This is a genomic window from Bradyrhizobium xenonodulans (assembly GCF_027594865.1).
Lineage (GTDB): Bacteria > Pseudomonadota > Alphaproteobacteria > Rhizobiales > Xanthobacteraceae > Bradyrhizobium > Bradyrhizobium xenonodulans.
Map to the genome: position 1 here is coordinate 4,623,056 of NZ_CP089391.1, position 16,564 is coordinate 4,639,619.

The 16,564-nt window shown below is 64.3% G+C and carries 17 protein-coding genes; 4 read left to right on the forward strand and 13 right to left on the reverse strand.

Annotated elements, in window-relative coordinates:
• Nucleotides 1-14: 14 nt before the first annotated feature.
• The 7 genes from era to rpoZ all read right to left on the reverse strand — a co-directional run bounded on the left by era (nt 15) and on the right by rpoZ (nt 6,852).
• Nucleotides 15-941 (reverse strand): GTPase Era, encoded by a 927-nt coding sequence (gene era / locus I3J27_RS21850; protein WP_270160495.1) that lies wholly within the window; start codon nt 939-941, stop codon nt 15-17.
• The gene (gene rnc / locus I3J27_RS21855) at nt 931-1,746 is read right to left on the reverse strand and encodes a ribonuclease III (protein ID WP_270160496.1); all 816 of its coding nucleotides are present in this window, start codon (nt 1,744-1,746) and stop codon (nt 931-933) included. The genes era and rnc overlap by 11 nt, the downstream gene beginning before the upstream one ends.
• Entirely contained in the window at nt 1,743-2,507 is a 765-nt protein-coding gene (gene lepB / locus I3J27_RS21860; RefSeq protein ID WP_270160497.1) for a signal peptidase I, read from the reverse strand. Before lepB ends, rnc begins: the two co-directional genes overlap by 4 nt.
• Before the next feature lie 248 nt (nt 2,508-2,755).
• Nucleotides 2,756-3,175 (reverse strand): holo-ACP synthase, encoded by a 420-nt coding sequence (gene acpS / locus I3J27_RS21865; RefSeq protein ID WP_270160498.1) that lies wholly within the window; start codon nt 3,173-3,175, stop codon nt 2,756-2,758.
• The gene (locus I3J27_RS21870) at nt 3,172-3,924 is read right to left on the reverse strand and encodes a pyridoxine 5'-phosphate synthase (RefSeq protein ID WP_270160499.1); all 753 of its coding nucleotides are present in this window, start codon (nt 3,922-3,924) and stop codon (nt 3,172-3,174) included. The genes acpS and I3J27_RS21870 overlap by 4 nt, the downstream gene beginning before the upstream one ends.
• Nucleotides 3,925-3,969: 45 nt before the next feature.
• Nucleotides 3,970-6,252 (reverse strand): RelA/SpoT family protein, encoded by a 2,283-nt coding sequence (locus I3J27_RS21875; protein WP_270160500.1) that lies wholly within the window; start codon nt 6,250-6,252, stop codon nt 3,970-3,972.
• A 207-nt stretch (nt 6,253-6,459) separates the two neighbouring features.
• Entirely contained in the window at nt 6,460-6,852 is a 393-nt protein-coding gene (rpoZ, locus tag I3J27_RS21880) for a DNA-directed RNA polymerase subunit omega (RefSeq protein WP_014494742.1), read from the reverse strand.
• 329 nt (nt 6,853-7,181) lie between these two features.
• On the opposite strand from rpoZ, the gene I3J27_RS21885 reads away from it, so the two are divergent.
• Both I3J27_RS21885 and I3J27_RS21890 read left to right on the forward strand, forming a co-directional pair.
• Nucleotides 7,182-7,826, forward strand: a complete 645-nt coding sequence (locus I3J27_RS21885) for a LabA-like NYN domain-containing protein (RefSeq protein WP_270160501.1) — start codon at nt 7,182-7,184, stop codon at nt 7,824-7,826.
• Nucleotides 7,807-8,481 (forward strand): uracil-DNA glycosylase, encoded by a 675-nt coding sequence (locus I3J27_RS21890; RefSeq protein ID WP_270160502.1) that lies wholly within the window; start codon nt 7,807-7,809, stop codon nt 8,479-8,481. The genes I3J27_RS21885 and I3J27_RS21890 overlap by 20 nt, the downstream gene beginning before the upstream one ends.
• Here the strand turns inward: I3J27_RS21890 and I3J27_RS21895 are convergent.
• The 4 genes from I3J27_RS21895 to dapA are packed head-to-tail and all read right to left on the reverse strand — an operon-like array spanning nt 8,478 to nt 10,976.
• The gene (locus tag I3J27_RS21895; protein ID WP_270160503.1) at nt 8,478-9,071 is read right to left on the reverse strand and encodes a peroxiredoxin; all 594 of its coding nucleotides are present in this window, start codon (nt 9,069-9,071) and stop codon (nt 8,478-8,480) included. The two genes, I3J27_RS21890 and I3J27_RS21895, sit on opposite strands and share 4 nt — an antisense overlap.
• A 15-nt stretch (nt 9,072-9,086) precedes the next feature.
• Nucleotides 9,087-9,560, reverse strand: a complete 474-nt coding sequence (gene smpB / locus I3J27_RS21900) for an SsrA-binding protein SmpB (protein ID WP_148773839.1) — start codon at nt 9,558-9,560, stop codon at nt 9,087-9,089.
• Between the two features lie 59 nt (nt 9,561-9,619).
• Entirely contained in the window at nt 9,620-10,033 is a 414-nt protein-coding gene (gene mscL / locus I3J27_RS21905) for a large conductance mechanosensitive channel protein MscL (protein WP_270160504.1), read from the reverse strand.
• 52 nt (nt 10,034-10,085) lie between these two features.
• Complete coding sequence (dapA, locus tag I3J27_RS21910; RefSeq protein WP_270160505.1) at nt 10,086-10,976, reverse strand: 4-hydroxy-tetrahydrodipicolinate synthase; 891 nt, start codon at nt 10,974-10,976, stop codon at nt 10,086-10,088.
• A 241-nt stretch (nt 10,977-11,217) separates the two neighbouring features.
• Here dapA and I3J27_RS21915 point away from each other — a divergent pair, with 241 nt between their 5' ends.
• Nucleotides 11,218-13,689, forward strand: a complete 2,472-nt coding sequence (locus tag I3J27_RS21915; RefSeq protein WP_270160506.1) for a lytic transglycosylase domain-containing protein — start codon at nt 11,218-11,220, stop codon at nt 13,687-13,689.
• A gap of 148 nt (nt 13,690-13,837) precedes the next feature.
• A complete protein-coding gene (locus I3J27_RS21920) occupies nt 13,838-14,113 on the forward strand; it encodes a DUF3551 domain-containing protein (RefSeq protein ID WP_270160507.1) in 276 nt (91 codons plus the stop codon).
• Between the two features lie 88 nt (nt 14,114-14,201).
• On the opposite strand, the gene I3J27_RS21925 is transcribed toward I3J27_RS21920, so the two are convergent.
• Nucleotides 14,202-14,504, reverse strand: a complete 303-nt coding sequence (locus tag I3J27_RS21925) for a DUF3551 domain-containing protein (RefSeq protein ID WP_306416988.1) — start codon at nt 14,502-14,504, stop codon at nt 14,202-14,204.
• Nucleotides 14,505-14,626: 122 nt separating this feature from the next.
• Nucleotides 14,627-16,144: a porin gene (locus tag I3J27_RS21930; protein WP_270160508.1), complete on the reverse strand. Its 1,518-nt coding sequence runs from the start codon at nt 16,142-16,144 to the stop codon at nt 14,627-14,629.
• Between the last annotated feature and the right edge of the window lie 420 nt (nt 16,145-16,564).

The following is a 16,564-nucleotide window of genomic DNA, read 5'->3' on the forward strand; positions in this document are numbered from 1 at the left end:
CGATCTTTTCTTGCTTATTCTTTGGGAAATTCCAGGCCCATCTCGCGGTAGCGATCGGGATCGTCGCCCCAGTTCTCGCGTACCTTGACGAACAGGAACAGGTGCACCGGCACGCCCAGGATCTCGGCGAGCTCCTTGCGCGAGTCCGCGCCGATCGACTTGATGGTGGCGCCGCCCGCGCCGAGCACGATCTTGCGCTGGCTCTCGCGCTCCACGAAGATCGTCTGCTCGATGCGCACCGACTTGTCCTTGCGCTCCTCCCACTTGTCGGTCTCGACCGTGGATTGGTAGGGCAATTCCTGGTGCAACTTGCGATAGATCTTCTCGCGCGTGATCTCGGCCGCAAGCTGCCGCATCGGCGCGTCCGACATCTGGTCCTCGGGATAGAGGAACGGCCCCGGCGGCACGATCTCGGCCAGCGTATGCCTGAGGTCGTCGACGCCGTCGCCCGAGATCGCCGCGATCATGAAGGTCTTCGCGAACGGCATGCGCTCGTTGGCGGCCTGCGCCAGCGCCAGCAGCTTCTCGCGCTGAACCAGATCGACCTTGTTGATCACCAGGATCTTCTCGTGTTTCACGCTGGCGACCTTGGTGAGGATCGCCTCGGCCTCCTCGTCGATCCCGGCCTTGGCATCGAGCAGCACGCAGACGAGATCGGCGTCATGTGCCCCGCTCCAGGCGGTCGACACCATCGCGCGGTCGAGCCGGCGCTTGGGCAGGAAGATGCCGGGCGTGTCGACCAGAATCACTTGCGCGTTGTTCTCGATGACGATGCCGCGGATCAGCGCGCGCGTGGTCTGCACCTTGCGCGAGACGATGGTGACCTTGGCGCCGACCAGCGCGTTGACCAGCGTGGATTTTCCGACATTCGGCGCGCCGATCAGCGCAACGAAGCCGCAGCGCGTCGCGGCGGGCGCCTCGCCGCTTGTTTCAGCCGTCATTGCCGCCGCCAACGCCTTCACGTTCGATCATCACCGAGGCCGCCACCTTTTCTGCTGCGCGCTTGCTGCCGCCGATGCCTTCGGCCGGCGCCAGTCCCGGCAGGTCCACCGCGACGCGGAACTGCGGATCGTGATGCGGGCCGGTGCGCTCGACCTCGCGGTAGACAGGCGTCGGCAGCCCCTTCCCCTGCGCCCATTCCTGCAGCACGGTCTTGGGATCGCGCAAGGGACGCCGCGGCTTGTGCATGCGTTCGGTCCAGTTGCGCTTGACGAAGTCGGATGCCGCCGCATGGCCGCCGTCGAGGAAGATGGCGCCGATCACGGCCTCGCAGATGTCGCCGAGCACGCTCTTGCGCAGGCGGGCGTCGGCGCTGGGCCCGACCGAGCCGAGCTTGATGTCGTCGAGCAGACCGAGCGACTTGGCGACGTCGGCGCAGCTCTCCTTGCGCACCAGTTCTGCAAGACGCTTGGACAGCTCGCCCTCGTCGGCATTCGGGAAGGCGTGATAGAGCATGTCGGAGACGACGAGCCCGAGCACGTGGTCGCCGAGGAATTCCAGCCGCTGATAGCTGTCGCCGCGCTTGCGCCCGGATTTCAGCGCCGAGACATGCGTGATCGCTTGGATCAGCTGGTTCGGATCCGCAAAGCTGTAACCAATGCGCGCCTCGAGTGCCGCATTCGCATCCGTGGCTTTGGCCTTGCGTACCCGCTTCTTCTTCGCAGGCGTCTTCGGTGCAGCTTCGCCCTCAGGGACGGCTTGCGCCTCGATCGGTTGGGTCGCGATGTCCTTGGCTTCGTCTTTCATCGGACGATATTGAAGAACCGGTTCCAGCGCACCGCCCACGGCCAGCGCCAGAACATCCAGGCATGCTCGCCTTCGGCGATGGAGAAGAAGATCATCTGGGCGCGGCCGATCAAATTCTCCTGCGGAACGTAGCCGACCTGGCCGAGGAAGCGGCTGTCGGTGGAGTTGTCGCGGTTGTCGCCCATCATGAAGAAGTGGCCGGGCGGCACATTGTAGACGTTGGTGTTGTCCATGTAGCCGTTGTCGGCGCAGTCGAGCGTCTCGTAGGAGACGCCGTTCGGCAGCGTCTCCTTCCAGCGCTTCACCCGCGAGATGCCGCCGCCTTCGGAGCCGCACGGATCCTCGCCGACGAACTCGCTCATGCGCTGCCGCTCGACCGGGGTGTCGTTGATGTAGAGCAGCCCGTCCCTCATCTGGACGCGGTCGCCGGGAAGGCCGATCACGCGCTTGATGTAGTCGGTGGAGTCGTCCTTCGGCAGGCGAAACACGACGATGTCGCCGCGGTTCGGATCCGAGCCCCAGATCCTTCCGGAGAACAGGTTCGGCGAGAACGGAATCGAGTAGTGGCTATAGCCGTAGGAATATTTCGAGACGAACAGATAGTCGCCGACCAGCAGCGTCGCCTTCATCGAACCGGACGGGATGTTGAAGGGCTGGAACAGGAACGTGCGGATCACCAGCGCGATCAGGAGAGCGTGGATCACGACCCGGATCGTTTCGCCGACGCCGCTTTCAGTTTTCGTTCCCGAAGTCACGCTCATTGCTCTCTCAATTCCGGCCGGCGGTCACAGAGCGCCCTCCTCCCGCGAACAGCCCATCGTTCGCGGCCCAAGGAGATTGTCCTGATTCTGATAGTGAGGGCCAATTCCGGCGTAAAGCCGAATTCGCCCAGCCTGATTTGCGTCGGCGGACTTTTAGACGGTTGTCGGGGTCCACGCAATCAAGGATCGCGTCAAAACTTCATAAGATGTTGATTTTAAATACGAATTATAAAACGAGCAGTTGTGCTTCAAGGCTTGGCCAGCGGCACGGCGGAAATGATGACGAAGGCCTGTGCCAGCGGCCAGTCGTCGGTGATCGACAGGTCGATCCTGGCCTCGAACCCCTCCGGCGTCAGGGCCTGGAGCCGGGCGAGCGCCCCGCCCGTCAACTGCATGGTCGGGCGCCCCCCGGGCAGGTTGACCACGCCCATGTCACGCCACCAGACACCGAGCCGGATCCCGGTGCCAAGCGCCTTGGAGCAGGCTTCCTTGGCGGCGAAGCGCTTGGCGTAGGTCGCGACCACCATCCTCTCGTTCTTGGCGCGCCGCTCCGCCTTGGCGCGCTCGGCCGCGGTGAAAATGCGGTCGAGGAAGCGCTCGCCATGGCGCTCGATCACCTTGGCCACCCGGGTGATGTCGATCAGGTCGGAGCCGATGCCGATGATCATGCCCGGCCCCGGCCGCGGTCCATCGCCGCGCGCATGCTCCGCACCGTCTCGGCGAGGCCGACGAACAGCGCCTCGCCGATCATGTAGTAGCCGATATTGAGCTCCATGATGTCAGGCAGCGCCGCGATCGTCTCCGCCCTCGCATAATCGAGCCCGTGCCCGGCATGGACTTCGAGCCCGGCGGCCTTCGCCAGCTTCACCCCAGCAACGATCCGCTGCCATTCGGCCTCGGCCTTGTCGGTGTGACCATCGACGACGGCGTCGCACCAGGCGCCGGTGTGGATCTCGATCACGGGCGCCCGCAGCCGCGCCGCCATCTCGATCTGGGCGGGATCGGCCGCGATGAACAGCGAAACCCGGATGCCGGCATCGTTCAGCCGCGCGATGTAGGGCGCGAGCGCATTGTGCTGGCCGACCACGTCGAGGCCGCCTTCGGTCGTCACCTCCTGCCGGCGCTCCGGCACCAGGCACACCGCATGCGGCTTGGTGGCGAGCGAGATCCGCATCATGTCGTCGGTCGCCGCCATCTCGAAATTGAGCGGCTTGGAGATCTCGGCCTTCAGCCGCGCCATGTCCTCGTCGCGGATGTGGCGGCGATCCTCGCGCAAGTGCGCGGTGATGCCGTCGGCGCCGGCCTCGATCGCCAGCAGCGCGGCGCGCACCGGATCGGGATGGCGGCCGCCGCGCGCGTTACGGACGGTTGCGACATGGTCGATATTGACGCCGAGGCGGAGCGGAGAAGCGGGCATTTCAGGACTCACGAAATCAGGGAGACAGACGCATGCGAGCGGCGTCTATCCATTAACACGTTCGACGCGGGCGACGACCGCCTTTGCCCGCAGCTGGGCCAGGATCGCGCTCAGGTGCTTCAGATCGTAGACTTCGAGGTCGATCGTCGTCTCGGTGAAATCAGGCGAACGGCGCTGCATGCTGATGTTGTCGATGTTGCCGTCGTGCTCGGCGATCACGGTCGCGATCTGCGCCAGCGCGCCCGGCTCGTTGACGTTCTCGACCCTGATACGCGCCGGGAAGCGCTGCGGCGCGGAGTCCTCGATGTCCCAGCGCACGTCGAGCCAGCGCTCCGGCTCCTCCTCGAAATCCTTCAGGGCCGGCGCCTGGATCGGATAGATCGTGATGCCCTCGCCCGGCGTGACGATGCCGACGATGCGGTCGCCGGGCACGGCGCCGCCGTTCGGCGCGAACTTCACCGGCAGGTCGGAATTGATGCCGCGGATCGGGATCGCGACCGGGCTGCGCGGCTCCGACGATTTCTCCTTGAGCTTGGCGGCAAGCCCCTTCTTGACGCCGTAGCGCGCGATGCGCTCTTCCTTGTAGTCGGGATACATCGCGCGCGCGACGTGGGAGGCCTTGATCTCGCCGCGTCCCACGGCCGCCATGACGTCCTCGATCGAGGTGCGCGCGAGCCGCGGCAGCGCGCCCTTGAGCTTGTCGTCGGCGTATTCGATCTTGGCGCGCTCGAACAGGCGCTCGACGATACGCCGGCCGAGGCCGACATATTGATCGCGCACGGCGGTGCGGGTGGCGCGGCGGATCGCGGCGCGCGCCTTGCCGGTGACCGCGAGCGTTTCCCAGGCGGACGGCGGCGCCGATTGCGCTTCCGAGGTCAGCACCTCGACCTCGTCGCCGTTCTGGAGCTCCGAGGACAGTGGCGCGAACTGGCCGTTGATCTTGCAGCCGACGGCGCTGTTGCCGACGTCGGTATGCACCGCATAGGCGAAGTCGATCACGTTGGCATGGCGCGGCAGCGCGATCAGCTTGCCCTTCGGGGTGAAGCAGAACACCTGGTCGTGGAACAGCTCGAGCTTGGTGTGCTCGAGGAATTCCTCGGGATTGGCGCTCTCCGAGAGGATGCCGATGGTGTGGCGCAGCCAGGCGAACGCATTGGACTCGCGCTTGAGGAATTCGGTCGGCGAGCCCACGCCTTCCTTGTAGAACACATGCGCGGCGATGCCGCGCTCGGCGATCTGGTCCATCGCCTCGGTACGGATCTGCAGCTCGACGCGCTGGTTGCCCGGGCCGATCACGGTGGTGTGGATCGAGCGGTAGTCGTTCTGCTTCGGCGTCGAGATGTAGTCCTTGAAGCGCCCGGGCACGACCGGCCAGGCGGTGTGGACGATGCCGAGCGCGCGATAGCAGGACTCGATGTCGTTGACGACGACGCGGAAGCCGAAGATGTCGGACAATTGCTCGAAGCCGACCGACTTGCGCTCCATCTTGGTCCAGATCGAGAATGGCTTCTTGCGGCGGCCGTAGACCCGCGCCCCGAGGCCGCGGTGGCGCAGGTTGTTGGAGAGCTGCGCCTCGATCTCGCCGATCAGGTTGCGGTTGCGCTCGGCGAGCGCATCGAGCCGCTGCATCACCACCGAATAGGCTTCGGGATCGAGGGTGCGGAAGGACAGGTCTTCCAGCTCCTCGCGCATCTCCTGCATGCCCATGCGCCCCGCCAGCGGCGCATAGATGTCGAGCGTCTCCTCGGCGATGCGCCGTCGCGACTCGGTCGGCACGAAGTCCAGCGTGCGCATGTTGTGGAGGCGGTCGGCGAGCTTCACCAGAAGCACGCGGACATCGTCGGCAATCGCCAGCAACAATTTGCGCAGGTTCTCGGCCTGCTTGGCCTCGCGCGACACCAGCTCGAGCCGCTTCAGCTTGGTGAGGCCCTCGACCAGCGCGCCGATCTCGGGCCCGAAGATCTGGTCGATCTCGCCGCGCGTCGCCTCGGTGTCCTCGATCGTGTCGTGCAGCAGCGCCGCCACGATGGTGGCGTCGTCGAGCTTCAGGTCGGTGAGAATCGCTGCCACTTCGAGCGGATGCGAGAAATACGGATCGCCCGAGGCACGGGTCTGCGAGCCGTGCGCCTTCATGGCGTACACATAGGCGCGGTTCAGCAGGTCTTCGTTGGTGTTGGCATTGTAGGACCTGACGCGCTCGACGAGGTCATATTGACGCATCATGCGCGCGCGGGGCTTGGCCGGGCGGGCCACCGGCGCAGTCGGAGCCGCGGCAACCGATTCGGTTGCTGCCAGCATCTGCGTTGGTCTCCGGCGCCGATACACCATGCCATCCTGCCTTCAAACGGACCTTGAGGCGGCCCGTTGCATACACCTTAGCTCCGATCGCGCGCGCGTCCGATCAATTCAGTGACAGCACGCAGCGCGAACGGCAACACTATGGTAACCACGAAAACACCAACAAAAGCAAAGGCCCGAACGCAGGTTCGGGCCTTTGATAAGATCACAAGAAGTCGACGACTGCGATGGGACGATTTACTCGTCCTCCTCGGGCTGCTCTTCCGGCGGCGCGAGGCCTTCGAGGCCCTTCAGAAGCTCCTCTTCGGTCATGCGCTCAACGGCAACTTCGGTATCGTCCGCATCGACGCTGGCGCCGGCGGAACCGATCAGCGGCACCGTATCGGGCTCGGGCTCGTCGACCTCGACGAACTTCTGGAGCGAGTGCACCAGCTCTTCGCGGAGGTCCTCCGGAGAGATGGTCTCGTCCGCAATTTCACGCAAAGACACAACAGGGTTCTTGTCGTTATCGCGGTCAACCGTTAGTTGTGAACCGGACGAAATCATGCGGGCACGGTGGGCGGCCAGCAGGACCAGGTCAAACCGGTTGTCGACCTTGTCGATACAATCTTCTACGGTGACGCGAGCCATGGACTGTCGCTCCGTTGTGGGTGGGACGAAATATGTGGATGATCGGGGCTAGTTATAGGGGAAGGGGCGGTTTCGCAAGGCCAATTTGTGATTTGGCCTCGCCAAACGGCTCTGCTACCCCCACATTGGGGCTAGGATGGGTGGTTTCTCGGGCTGCCATTGAGGGCGGCACCGGATGTATGCAGATCGGCCATAACTATACCTTGATTGCCCCGACTTCTCCGGATTTGCGGTTTCGACGGGTTTCGGCGTCACCTTAGGACTGCGCGGCTTGCTGCCGCCGCGCCAACAATAAACGATCAATCACGAACTCTACGCGAGCAAACTGAATGTCACCTTCTCCGACCAACAAGATCGCGCTCTTCATCGATGGGGCCAATCTCTACGCGACAGCGAAAACTCTGGGCTTCGACATCGATTACAAGCGCCTGCTGAAGGAGTTTCAGAGCCGCGGGACGCTGCTCAGGGCGTTCTACTACACTGCCATCATCGAGGATCAGGAATACTCCTCGATCCGCCCGCTGATCGACTGGCTGGACTACAACGGCTACACCGTCGTCACCAAGGCGACCAAGGAATTCATCGACGCCTCCGGCCGCCGCAAGGTCAAGGGCAACATGGACATCGAGCTTGCGGTGGATGCCATGGAGCTCGCCGAGCACGTCGACCAGATGGTGCTGTTCTCGGGTGACGGCGATTTCCGCTCCCTGGTCGAGGCCGTCCAGCGTCGCGGCGTGCGGGTCACGGTGATCTCCACCATCGCGAGCCAGCCGCCGATGATCGCCGACGAGCTGCGCCGCCAGGCCGACGTCTTCACCGACCTCGTCGAGCTGCAATCCAAGCTTGGCCGCGACCCGTCCGAACGCCCGGCTCCGCGTGACCGCAGCGAGCGCGAGCCGCGCCATCATGCCCCGCAATTCCTCCAGCGCGCGACGACGATGGCGCCGAGGGGCGATGACGACCTCGAGGAGTGAGGCGGTAAGGTCAGGCCGCCCGCCCCTCACCCTCGTCCCCAACCGTGACTGTCCGCTCTGTCCGCGCCTGGTCGCCTTTCGCGAGGCGAACCGCGCGCGCGAGCCGCTATGGCACAATGCGCCGGTCGCGCCCTTCGGCGACATCAAGGCGCGGCTTTTGATCGTCGGCCTTGCGCCGGGGATGCAAGGCGCCAACCGCACCGGCCGTCCCTTCACCGGCGACTATGCCGGCGACCTGCTCTACGCCACGCTGCTTGAATACGGCTTCGCCAGGGGCACCTATCAGGCGCGGCCCGACGACGGGTTGAGGCTGGTCGACTGCCGGATCGCCAACGCCGTGCATTGCGTACCGCCGCAGAACAAGCCGCTGCCGGTCGAGATCAACACCTGCCGCCAGTTTCTCGCCGCGAACCTTGCGACCATGCCGAACCTGCGCGCGATCGTCGCGCTCGGACGCATTGCGCACGACACCGTGCTCAAGCCGCTGAATCTGAAGGCTTCTCAGGCCCCGTTCGGCCACGGCGCGGTGCATCAAGCCGGCGCGTTCAAGCTCTACGACAGCTATCACTGCTCGCGCTACAACACGAACACCGGCGTGCTGACGCCGGATATGTTCAGGTCCGTATTCGCGAAGGTGAAGGCGGGCCTCGACTAGGCCTTGGTGGAATTCTCGGCGGGATTGGCCTTCAGCCAGTCCAGGACGTCGCCGGCGTTCCGGTCGGGCGGAAACACCGGATAGAACACGTGCGTGATCCTGGCGTCGTCGATGATCAGCGCAAGGCGCTTGATCAGCGTTAGACCTGCGACCTCCATGGTCGGCAGATCGAGGGCGCGCGTCAGCGCCAGCTTTTCGTCCGACAGCACTGGAAACGGCAGATGCAGTCGTGAGGCCATCTCGGTCTGATATTCGTTGCTTTGGGTCGAAAGGCCATACACCTGCGCGGCGCCGGCAGCCTTCAGCTCGGCGAACAGATCACGAAACGCGCAAGTCTGCGGCGTACAGCCGCGCGCCCCCGGAATCATGTCCCAATCGTCGACCAGCGAAATCTTGCCGGGCTCACCGGTCCGCGGATAGGCGAACACCACGGTCCGCCCCGAAAGCGCCGACAGCGCCACCGAGGTGTCGTCGGTGGCGAGCAGGCTGATCGGAGGCAAGGTCTTGCCCTTCAGGTGCGCGGCACCGCCGTCGTCGGCGGGTGCGGGAATCTGGCTCCAATCGACCTCGAGCAGGTTTCTCTGGTTCATCCCGTCCTCTTGCCGCTATCCCCTCGCCCGCATCAGCCGGCCCTTCTCTCGGCTCCAGTCGCGCTTCTTCTCGGTCTCGCGCTTGTCGTGCAGCTTCTTGCCTTTCGCAACCGCGAGCTGCAATTTGGCGCGGCCCCGCTCGTTGAAATAGAGCTTGAGCGGGATCAGCGTCATGCCCTCGCGGTCGACCGCGCCCATCAGCTTGTTGATCTGCCGGCGATGCAGCAGCAGCTTGCGCGGCCGCTTGGGCTCGTGATTGAAGCGGTTGCCCTGGAGATATTCGGGAATGGTGGCGTTGATCAGCCAGATCTCGCCGTCCTTGGAATCGGCGTAGGATTCCGCGATCGTGCTCTTGCCGTTGCGGATCGACTTCACCTCGGTGCCGGTCAGCGCAATGCCCGCCTCGACCGTGTCCTCGATGGCGTAGTTGAAGCGGGCCTTGCGATTTTCCGCCATGACCTTGATCGGACGTTCGTTCTTGTCGGCCATGGAGGTCAAACCTGATCGAGATGCGCGCGTAAGCTAACAGTTCGGATGAAGCGCGCGCGTCACTTCTTGAGGAGATCGCGGATCTCGGTCAGCAGCTCGACCTCCGCGGACGGTTTTGGCGGAGCCGCAGGCGCCGCCTCGTCCTTGCGCTTCAACTTGTTCATGGCACGGATCACCAGGAACAACACGAAGGCAATGATGATGAAGTTGATCGTCAGCGTCAGGAAGCTACCGTAAGCAAGTACGGCGCCTTGCTTTTTCGCGTCAGCTAAGTTGGTGGCGGTCACCGACTTCGACAAGGGGACGAAGTAGTTCGAGAAGTCGAGGCCGCCGGTGGCGGCGCCGATGATCGGCATGATGATGTCGCCGACCAGCGACGTGACGATGGCGCCGAAGGCCGCGCCGATGATGACGCCGACCGCGAGGTCGACGACATTGCCCTTCATGGCGAACTCGCGGAACTCCCTGAGCATTCGCGTGCCTCTTTCCTCGACGCTCATGAAAGGTCTCCGGGAGGCGAGCGCCTCAGTTGATCAAGCCGGCATGAACCATGGCGCTGCGCACGGCAACGCGCGTCGGCTCCGAGACCGGGACCATGGGCAGCCGCAGCGTCTCGTCCAGCTTGCCGAGCAGCGACATCGCGTACTTGATCGGCGCCGGATTGCTCTCGATGAAGAGATTGTTGTGCAGCGGCATCAGCTTGTCGTGCAGCCTCAAGGCGGTGGCGTGGTCGCCCTTCGCCCAGGCCGCCTGGAACTCCGAGCACAGGCGCGGCGCGACGTTCGAGGTCACCGAGATGCAGCCGTGGCCGCCATGCGCCATATAGCCGAGGATGGTCGCGTCCTCGCCGGAGAGCTGGTTGAAGTCCTCGCCCATCGCCGCGCGCTGCTGCGAGACGCGGACCATGCTGGCGGTGGCGTCCTTGACGCCGGCGATGTTCTTCAGCTCCCACAGCCGCTTCATGGTGTCGACCGACATGTCGATCACCGAGCGCGGCGGGATGTTGTAGATGATGATCGGAATCCCGATCGCGTCGTTGATCGCCTTGAAGTGCTGGTACATGCCTTCCTGGGTCGGCTTGTTGTAGTAGGGTGTCACCACCAGCACCGCATCCGCGCCCGCCTTCTCGGCATGCTGGGAGAGCTCGACCGCCTCCTTGGTCGAATTGGAGCCGGCGCCGGCAACGACAGGCACGCGGCCCTTGGCTTCAGCGATGCACCATTCGACGACCTTCTTGTGCTCGTCATGGCTGAGCGTCGGGCTCTCGCCGGTGGTGCCGACCGGGACCAGGCCGTTGGTGCCCTCGGAGATCTGCCAGTTGACCAGCGAGCGGAACGCCGCCTCGTCCAGCGCGCCGTTCTTGAACGGCGTGACCAAGGCGGTGAACGACCCCCGGAATTTTGTCTTGGCTGCCATGGACTTCCTCCGTACGCGGCGATCTCTCGAGCAAGCCCCCTTCATACCGGGTCTGTCCCGGCGGTAAAAGGGCCGCTTCCGTGTGACACACCGTTTAGGCCGCGATTTTGCCGCGGTGGTGGTGCAAACCCGGCGACGGTAAGCGGCTGTTGGTATTTTGTCCGCATATTCAATCAAATACAGCCAGATCTTGTACAGATAGGTCTTGAGCCAATTGACTGATTCGGGGCGACGTAACGCCGTGACCTCCTTTCCGCGCGCCGCATGGCGATCCCTTGGTCTGGTCGTGTGCCTGACGGCAGGGCTGTCGGTGGGCTGCGCCGCCCTCGCCAAGTCCAATGAGACGGCTGCGGACCCCGCCAAAGACGCTGCGAAGAACACGGCGAAGCCAGCCGCCAAGGATGCGGCCAAGGGGCCAGCCAAAGGGTCGGCCAAGGAAACAGCCAAGGATACAGTCAAGGGAACCGGCAAGGACGCAGCGAAGGGCGCGAGCAAGGGTGCGACGAGTGCCCCGGCCAAGGATGCAGCGAAGAAGCCTGGCAAAGATGCCGGTAAGGATGCTGGCAAGAACGCCGGCAAGGATCCCACTAAGGACAAGCCAGCGGCGGCAGCGCCGGCGCCGAAATCGCATCCAGCCGCCAGCGGTTCGTCTCCGAAAACCGCACCTGCGCCGGCCGCGACGGCCACCATCAAACCAGCGGCCCCGGCCGCCGCCAAGCCGGTCGCAGCCCCCGTGCTGGCGCCTGCGACCCGCCAGCATGCGACGCCGCGCAAGCCGGTCACGCCGGCCGCGGTCGCTGCGACCTCCTCGACGCCGCAAGCCGACAAGGACACGCTGGAGACCGTCATCGAGCTCGTGCGCAAGCGCAAATCGGGCGATGCCAGCAACTACGCCGCCTCCATCTCCGACCCCGTCGCGCGAAAGCTCGCCGAATGGATCATCCTGCGCAGCGAAGACAATGGCGCCACCGTCGAGCGCTACCGCGCCTTCCTGTCCGCCAATCCGAGCTGGCCGTCGCAAACCTTCCTGCGCCGGCGCCTCGAGGCCGCGATGTGGGACGACAGGCGCGACGATTCCGTCGCGTGGTCGTGGTTCGAGAATGAATCCCCCGTGTCCGCCAAGGGCCGCTTCACGCTCGCCAAGGCGATGCTGGCGCGCGGCGACCGCGCCAATGCAGAACGCCTGGTGCGCGAGGCCTGGCGCAGCGATCCGATGTCGGAGGACACCGAGAACAACGCGCTCGACCAGTTCGGCGCCCTGCTGACGCCGGGCGACCAGAAGGCGCGGATGGACACGCTGCTCTACGGCAGCGAGAACGAAGCGGCGCTACGCGCTGCAAAGCGCCTCGGCGCCGGCTATGTCGCGCTCGCCAAGGCCCGCATCGCCGCCGTCAAGAAAGCGCCGAACGCGCATGCGCTGCTCGACGCCGTGCCGCGCGAGCTGCACAACGATCCCGGCTTCATCTTCAGCAAGATCCAGCTGCTGCGCCGCGAGGAGAAGTTCACTGAGGCCGCCCAGCTCATGCTGTCGGCGCCGAAGGATCCGGGCCGGCTCTACAATCTCGACGAATGGTGGATCGAGCGGCGTCTCCTGGCGCGCAAGATGATCGACACCGAGGAATTCCGCAGCGCCTATCTGATCGCGCGCGATGCGGCCCTGCCCTCGCGCGACATCTACAAGACCGAGCAGGAATTCACCGCCGGCTGGATCGCGCTGCGCTTCCTCAACGATCCGGCAGCGGCCACCCAGCATTTTGCCCGCATCGGCGTCGGCAGCGTCAATCCGACCACGCTGGCGCGCGCCGGCTATTGGCAAGGCCGTGCCGCGGAAGCCGCCGGCCGCCAGCAGGAGGCGCGCAACGCCTATGCCCGCGCAGCCGAACAATCCACGAGCTATTACGGCCAGCTCGCACGCGCGAAGCTCGGCCTGCCGCAGATCGAGCTCAACAGCCAGCCGCGCGGCCGCGGCGCCGAGCGGCTGGAGATCGTGCGCGCCGCGCACCTGCTCTACGAGCTCGACGAGCGCGAGATGGCCGTGCCCATGCTCGCCGACATGGGCGAGAACGGCGATCCCGAGGCGCTTGCCGGCCTCGGCGAACTCAGCCAGCGTTACAGCGACGCGCGCGGCATGCTGCTGCTCGGCAAGGCCGCGCTCAACCGCGGCCTGCCGTTCGACTACTACGCCTACCCCGTCAACGGCATACCACAGTTCACGCCGATCGGCCCCGAGGTCGAGCGCAGCATCGTCTATGCGATCGCGCGGCAGGAGAGCGCGTTCAATCCCTCCGTGGTCTCGCCGGCGCAGGCCTACGGGCTGATGCAGGTGACGCCGGACGCCGCACGCTATGTCTGCAAGCGGCACGGCGCGACTTACGATCTGGGGCGGCTGAAGAACGATTCGGTCTACAACGCCACGCTCGGCTCAGCCGAGCTCGGCGGACTGCTGGAGGATTATCGCGGCTCCTACATCATGACGTTTGCCGCCTACAATGCCGGCCGCGGCAGCGTGAAGAAGTGGGTCGACCGCTACGGCGACCCGCGCGACCCCAAGGTCGACGCGGTCGACTGGGTCGAGCTGATTCCGTTCTCCGAGACGCGCAACTACGTGCAGCGGATCATGGAAAACCTTCAGGTCTATCGCGCCCGCTTCGGCGGCGGCTCGCGGTTGCAGATCGAGGCCGATTTGCGCCGCGGCGCCGGCAGCGTGGAATAGGCGTGCGTGTCGATGAAGCCGATCCTGCCCTGGGCCGTGGCCGCGGGATTCGGCAAAATCCCATTACCCTGCCGACCGCATGGCGATAGGATTGGAACGAGCATTGCCACTCACCGGTTGGTGGGCTCTACAAATCCGGAGACGTGTCATGTTGCGCGCAGTTGGTGCATTCGTGGTTGCAGCCGTGATCTTGTCCAGTCTTCCAAGCGGTGGCTCGCCCGCCTACGGCAAGACTCGCCATCACTCCCAGCCGCAGCCAACCGGCATTCAGGATCGTTACTGCCTGCAGGGAATGCGTTGGGGGTACCCTGGCAACTGCCAGTTTTCCACTTACAGCCAGTGCATGGCGACCGCGTCGGGGACCATCGATGCCTGTGGCCTGAACCCAACCTATGCCTTCCAGGAGTGGAAGGGTCCAAGATAGTCGTCTGAGATGGTAGTTTGATCGCGATCGTCGAGAGGGCGTAGCTCCCACGCAGGCGCGAGACCCCGCCCTTCACAGGATTCGATCCTCACCACCCCCTGTCGGGGGCGGGTCGGCGGTGAAGTGGGCGGGCTGAAGTCGGCTCGGACCAATATGGGTTCGTGAGGCACGTCGCCGACAGTCCCATCGCAGAAGTCTTGCAATCCTCCCATGACCGGTAGCTACAGGAAATCCTGCTGCTGCCGCCCCACTCCCATTTCTGAAGGCACACCGGATAGTTGGGGTCCAAGGGTTCGGCGGCCGCCGGCGCGAATACCGGAGCAACCAAGACGACCATCGATATCGCACCGAGCACGCTCAGCATCCGCCCGCGGATCGTCGAAAAGTTCATGGCCTGAAGCTCCCTTGCCGCGCTCTCGAACGATCCACCACTTAGGTGCTCTGTACACGGCCCGCAAATAAAAACCCCGGCAGTTTCCTGCCGGGGTTCGCTTCTCGATCAGATGATCGAGATCAGAAGTTGCGCTGAGCGCGGAGGAGCAACTGGAGGTTGCCCTGATCCTTCAGCTCGTAGGTGGCCGCCGGCTTCGCAACGGCGGCGTTCGCCGTGGCAGCACCCGCGATCGTGCCCGAGTACTTCTGGTCGAGCCAGACGTAGCTCAGGTCGGCCGTGAAGGCGAGGTTCTTGACCGGGGTCCAGACCACGTTGCCGCCGAGAACCGCGAGGTTGAAGTCGGGGTTACAGGTGGCAGTCGCGGCGCCGTAGGCGGCGACGAAGTTCGCGCAGATCAGAGCCTTGCCCGTGTCGCCGTAGCGAAGCGAAGCGTAGGCACCATAGATCGACGAAGCCCAGTTCGGGGACCAGTTGTGGGTGTAACCACCACGGAAGCCCCAGGTCTTGACCGTGTCGATACCGGTGCCGGTGCCGAAGACACCGTCAGCCATACCGGCGAAGCCGAGGCTCTGGTACGCGATGTTGCTGCCGCCGTAGATGTAGATGTTCTGCGGGAACAAGCTCTGGAAGTTGTAGCGGGTCGCACCGTCGGTGTAGACGGCCTGCAAGTTGATCGAGTCACCCGCACCAGTCGGGATGTTCTTGATCGACAAGGCACCCTGCACCGCAAAGCCCCACTTGTCGTCGGGATGGCCGCTCGGTTCCGTCGTGCCGTAGTAGGCCGAGTGGAGTTCGTGCGCGGCAACCGACACCTGGGCGAGACCCCAAGCCTGGTCGACGCGAACCTGACCGACGATGTCGGGCGTACGCGTGCCACCCCAATCGTTCGTGCCGTAGATGCCCTGGATGAGGGCAGCGCCAGCAGCCGAAGCCGAAGTGAAGCCGCTGAGACCACCAGCAGTGATGCTGGCGTTATAGAGGTTCGTCTGGCCACCTGCAGCCGTCGTCATGTCCTGCAACGCCACCGAAGCGGTGATGCCCTGGCCGAAATCAGCTGTGTAGGCAACCTGGTTCACACCGGTCACGTTGTTGCTGCCGCCCGGAAGGAAGTCGGGACCGCCAGCCGGATAGCTCTGCCACGGCGTGTCGAAGATCGAGACCGTGCGGCCGAAGGTGAAACCAGCGAACTGGATGAACGCATGGTAGAGGCCGAGCGAAGCGGAACCGGTCGAGAACGCCGACGGGTTGCTGGCAGTGGTCGCCTGGCTATCCCAGGAGAAGATCATATCGGCGTAGGTACGCACCACGCCATACTCGGTCGCCGTCCGCGTATCGACGTTGAAGTCCATACGAGCGCGGCTCTGGTAGTAGTTGTCCAGACGGTTGTTACCACCGCCGGGAGCGCCCTGGCCAATGCCGTAGTCGCTGTTCGTGTTCCCCAGCATGTCAGCACGGACGTAGCCGCCGAGCTTGATGCAGGTGTCAGTGCCCGGCATGTAGTAGAAACCGGCACCGTACAGGGAGCAGATCTTCACGTATTCGACCGCCTTGGCCTTCACGGGAAGATCGGCTGCCTGAGCTCCGCCAACGGCGATCAGACCCGCCGCCGTACCGAGCAAAAGGCTCTTAAAGTTCATGTTAAACCTCCAAGTTTGCTCTCTAGGGAAGGTTCCGGATCCGCTGGGTGATGACACCCTAAGGTTGGTTCCCTTGTCCCTTGTAACCACCGCTTAGTCGCTTCGCGCCTTCGGACACACCCGCTGAAACGCGAGGGACTTAAGCGAACCACCTAGAACGGGACGACCTCGGGATGCCCCCCTCCGTCGCTCGATCACAATTACTGAACGTCTTTGCACACACAACAAAAGAACGCTTCGGATCGGGCCTCCAACACGTGTTTTCCGATGGGTGTTGCACAAATAACACGCAGATGTGATCAAACCACTCGTGTAACCGACTGATAAATATAGAGAAATTTCTTCGGTTCCAATCGCCTTGAAAAATCCCCGGTTTGGGCACCGGCCTCCGTAGCGCAGCTGCGCCGCTGTCTCACTCGA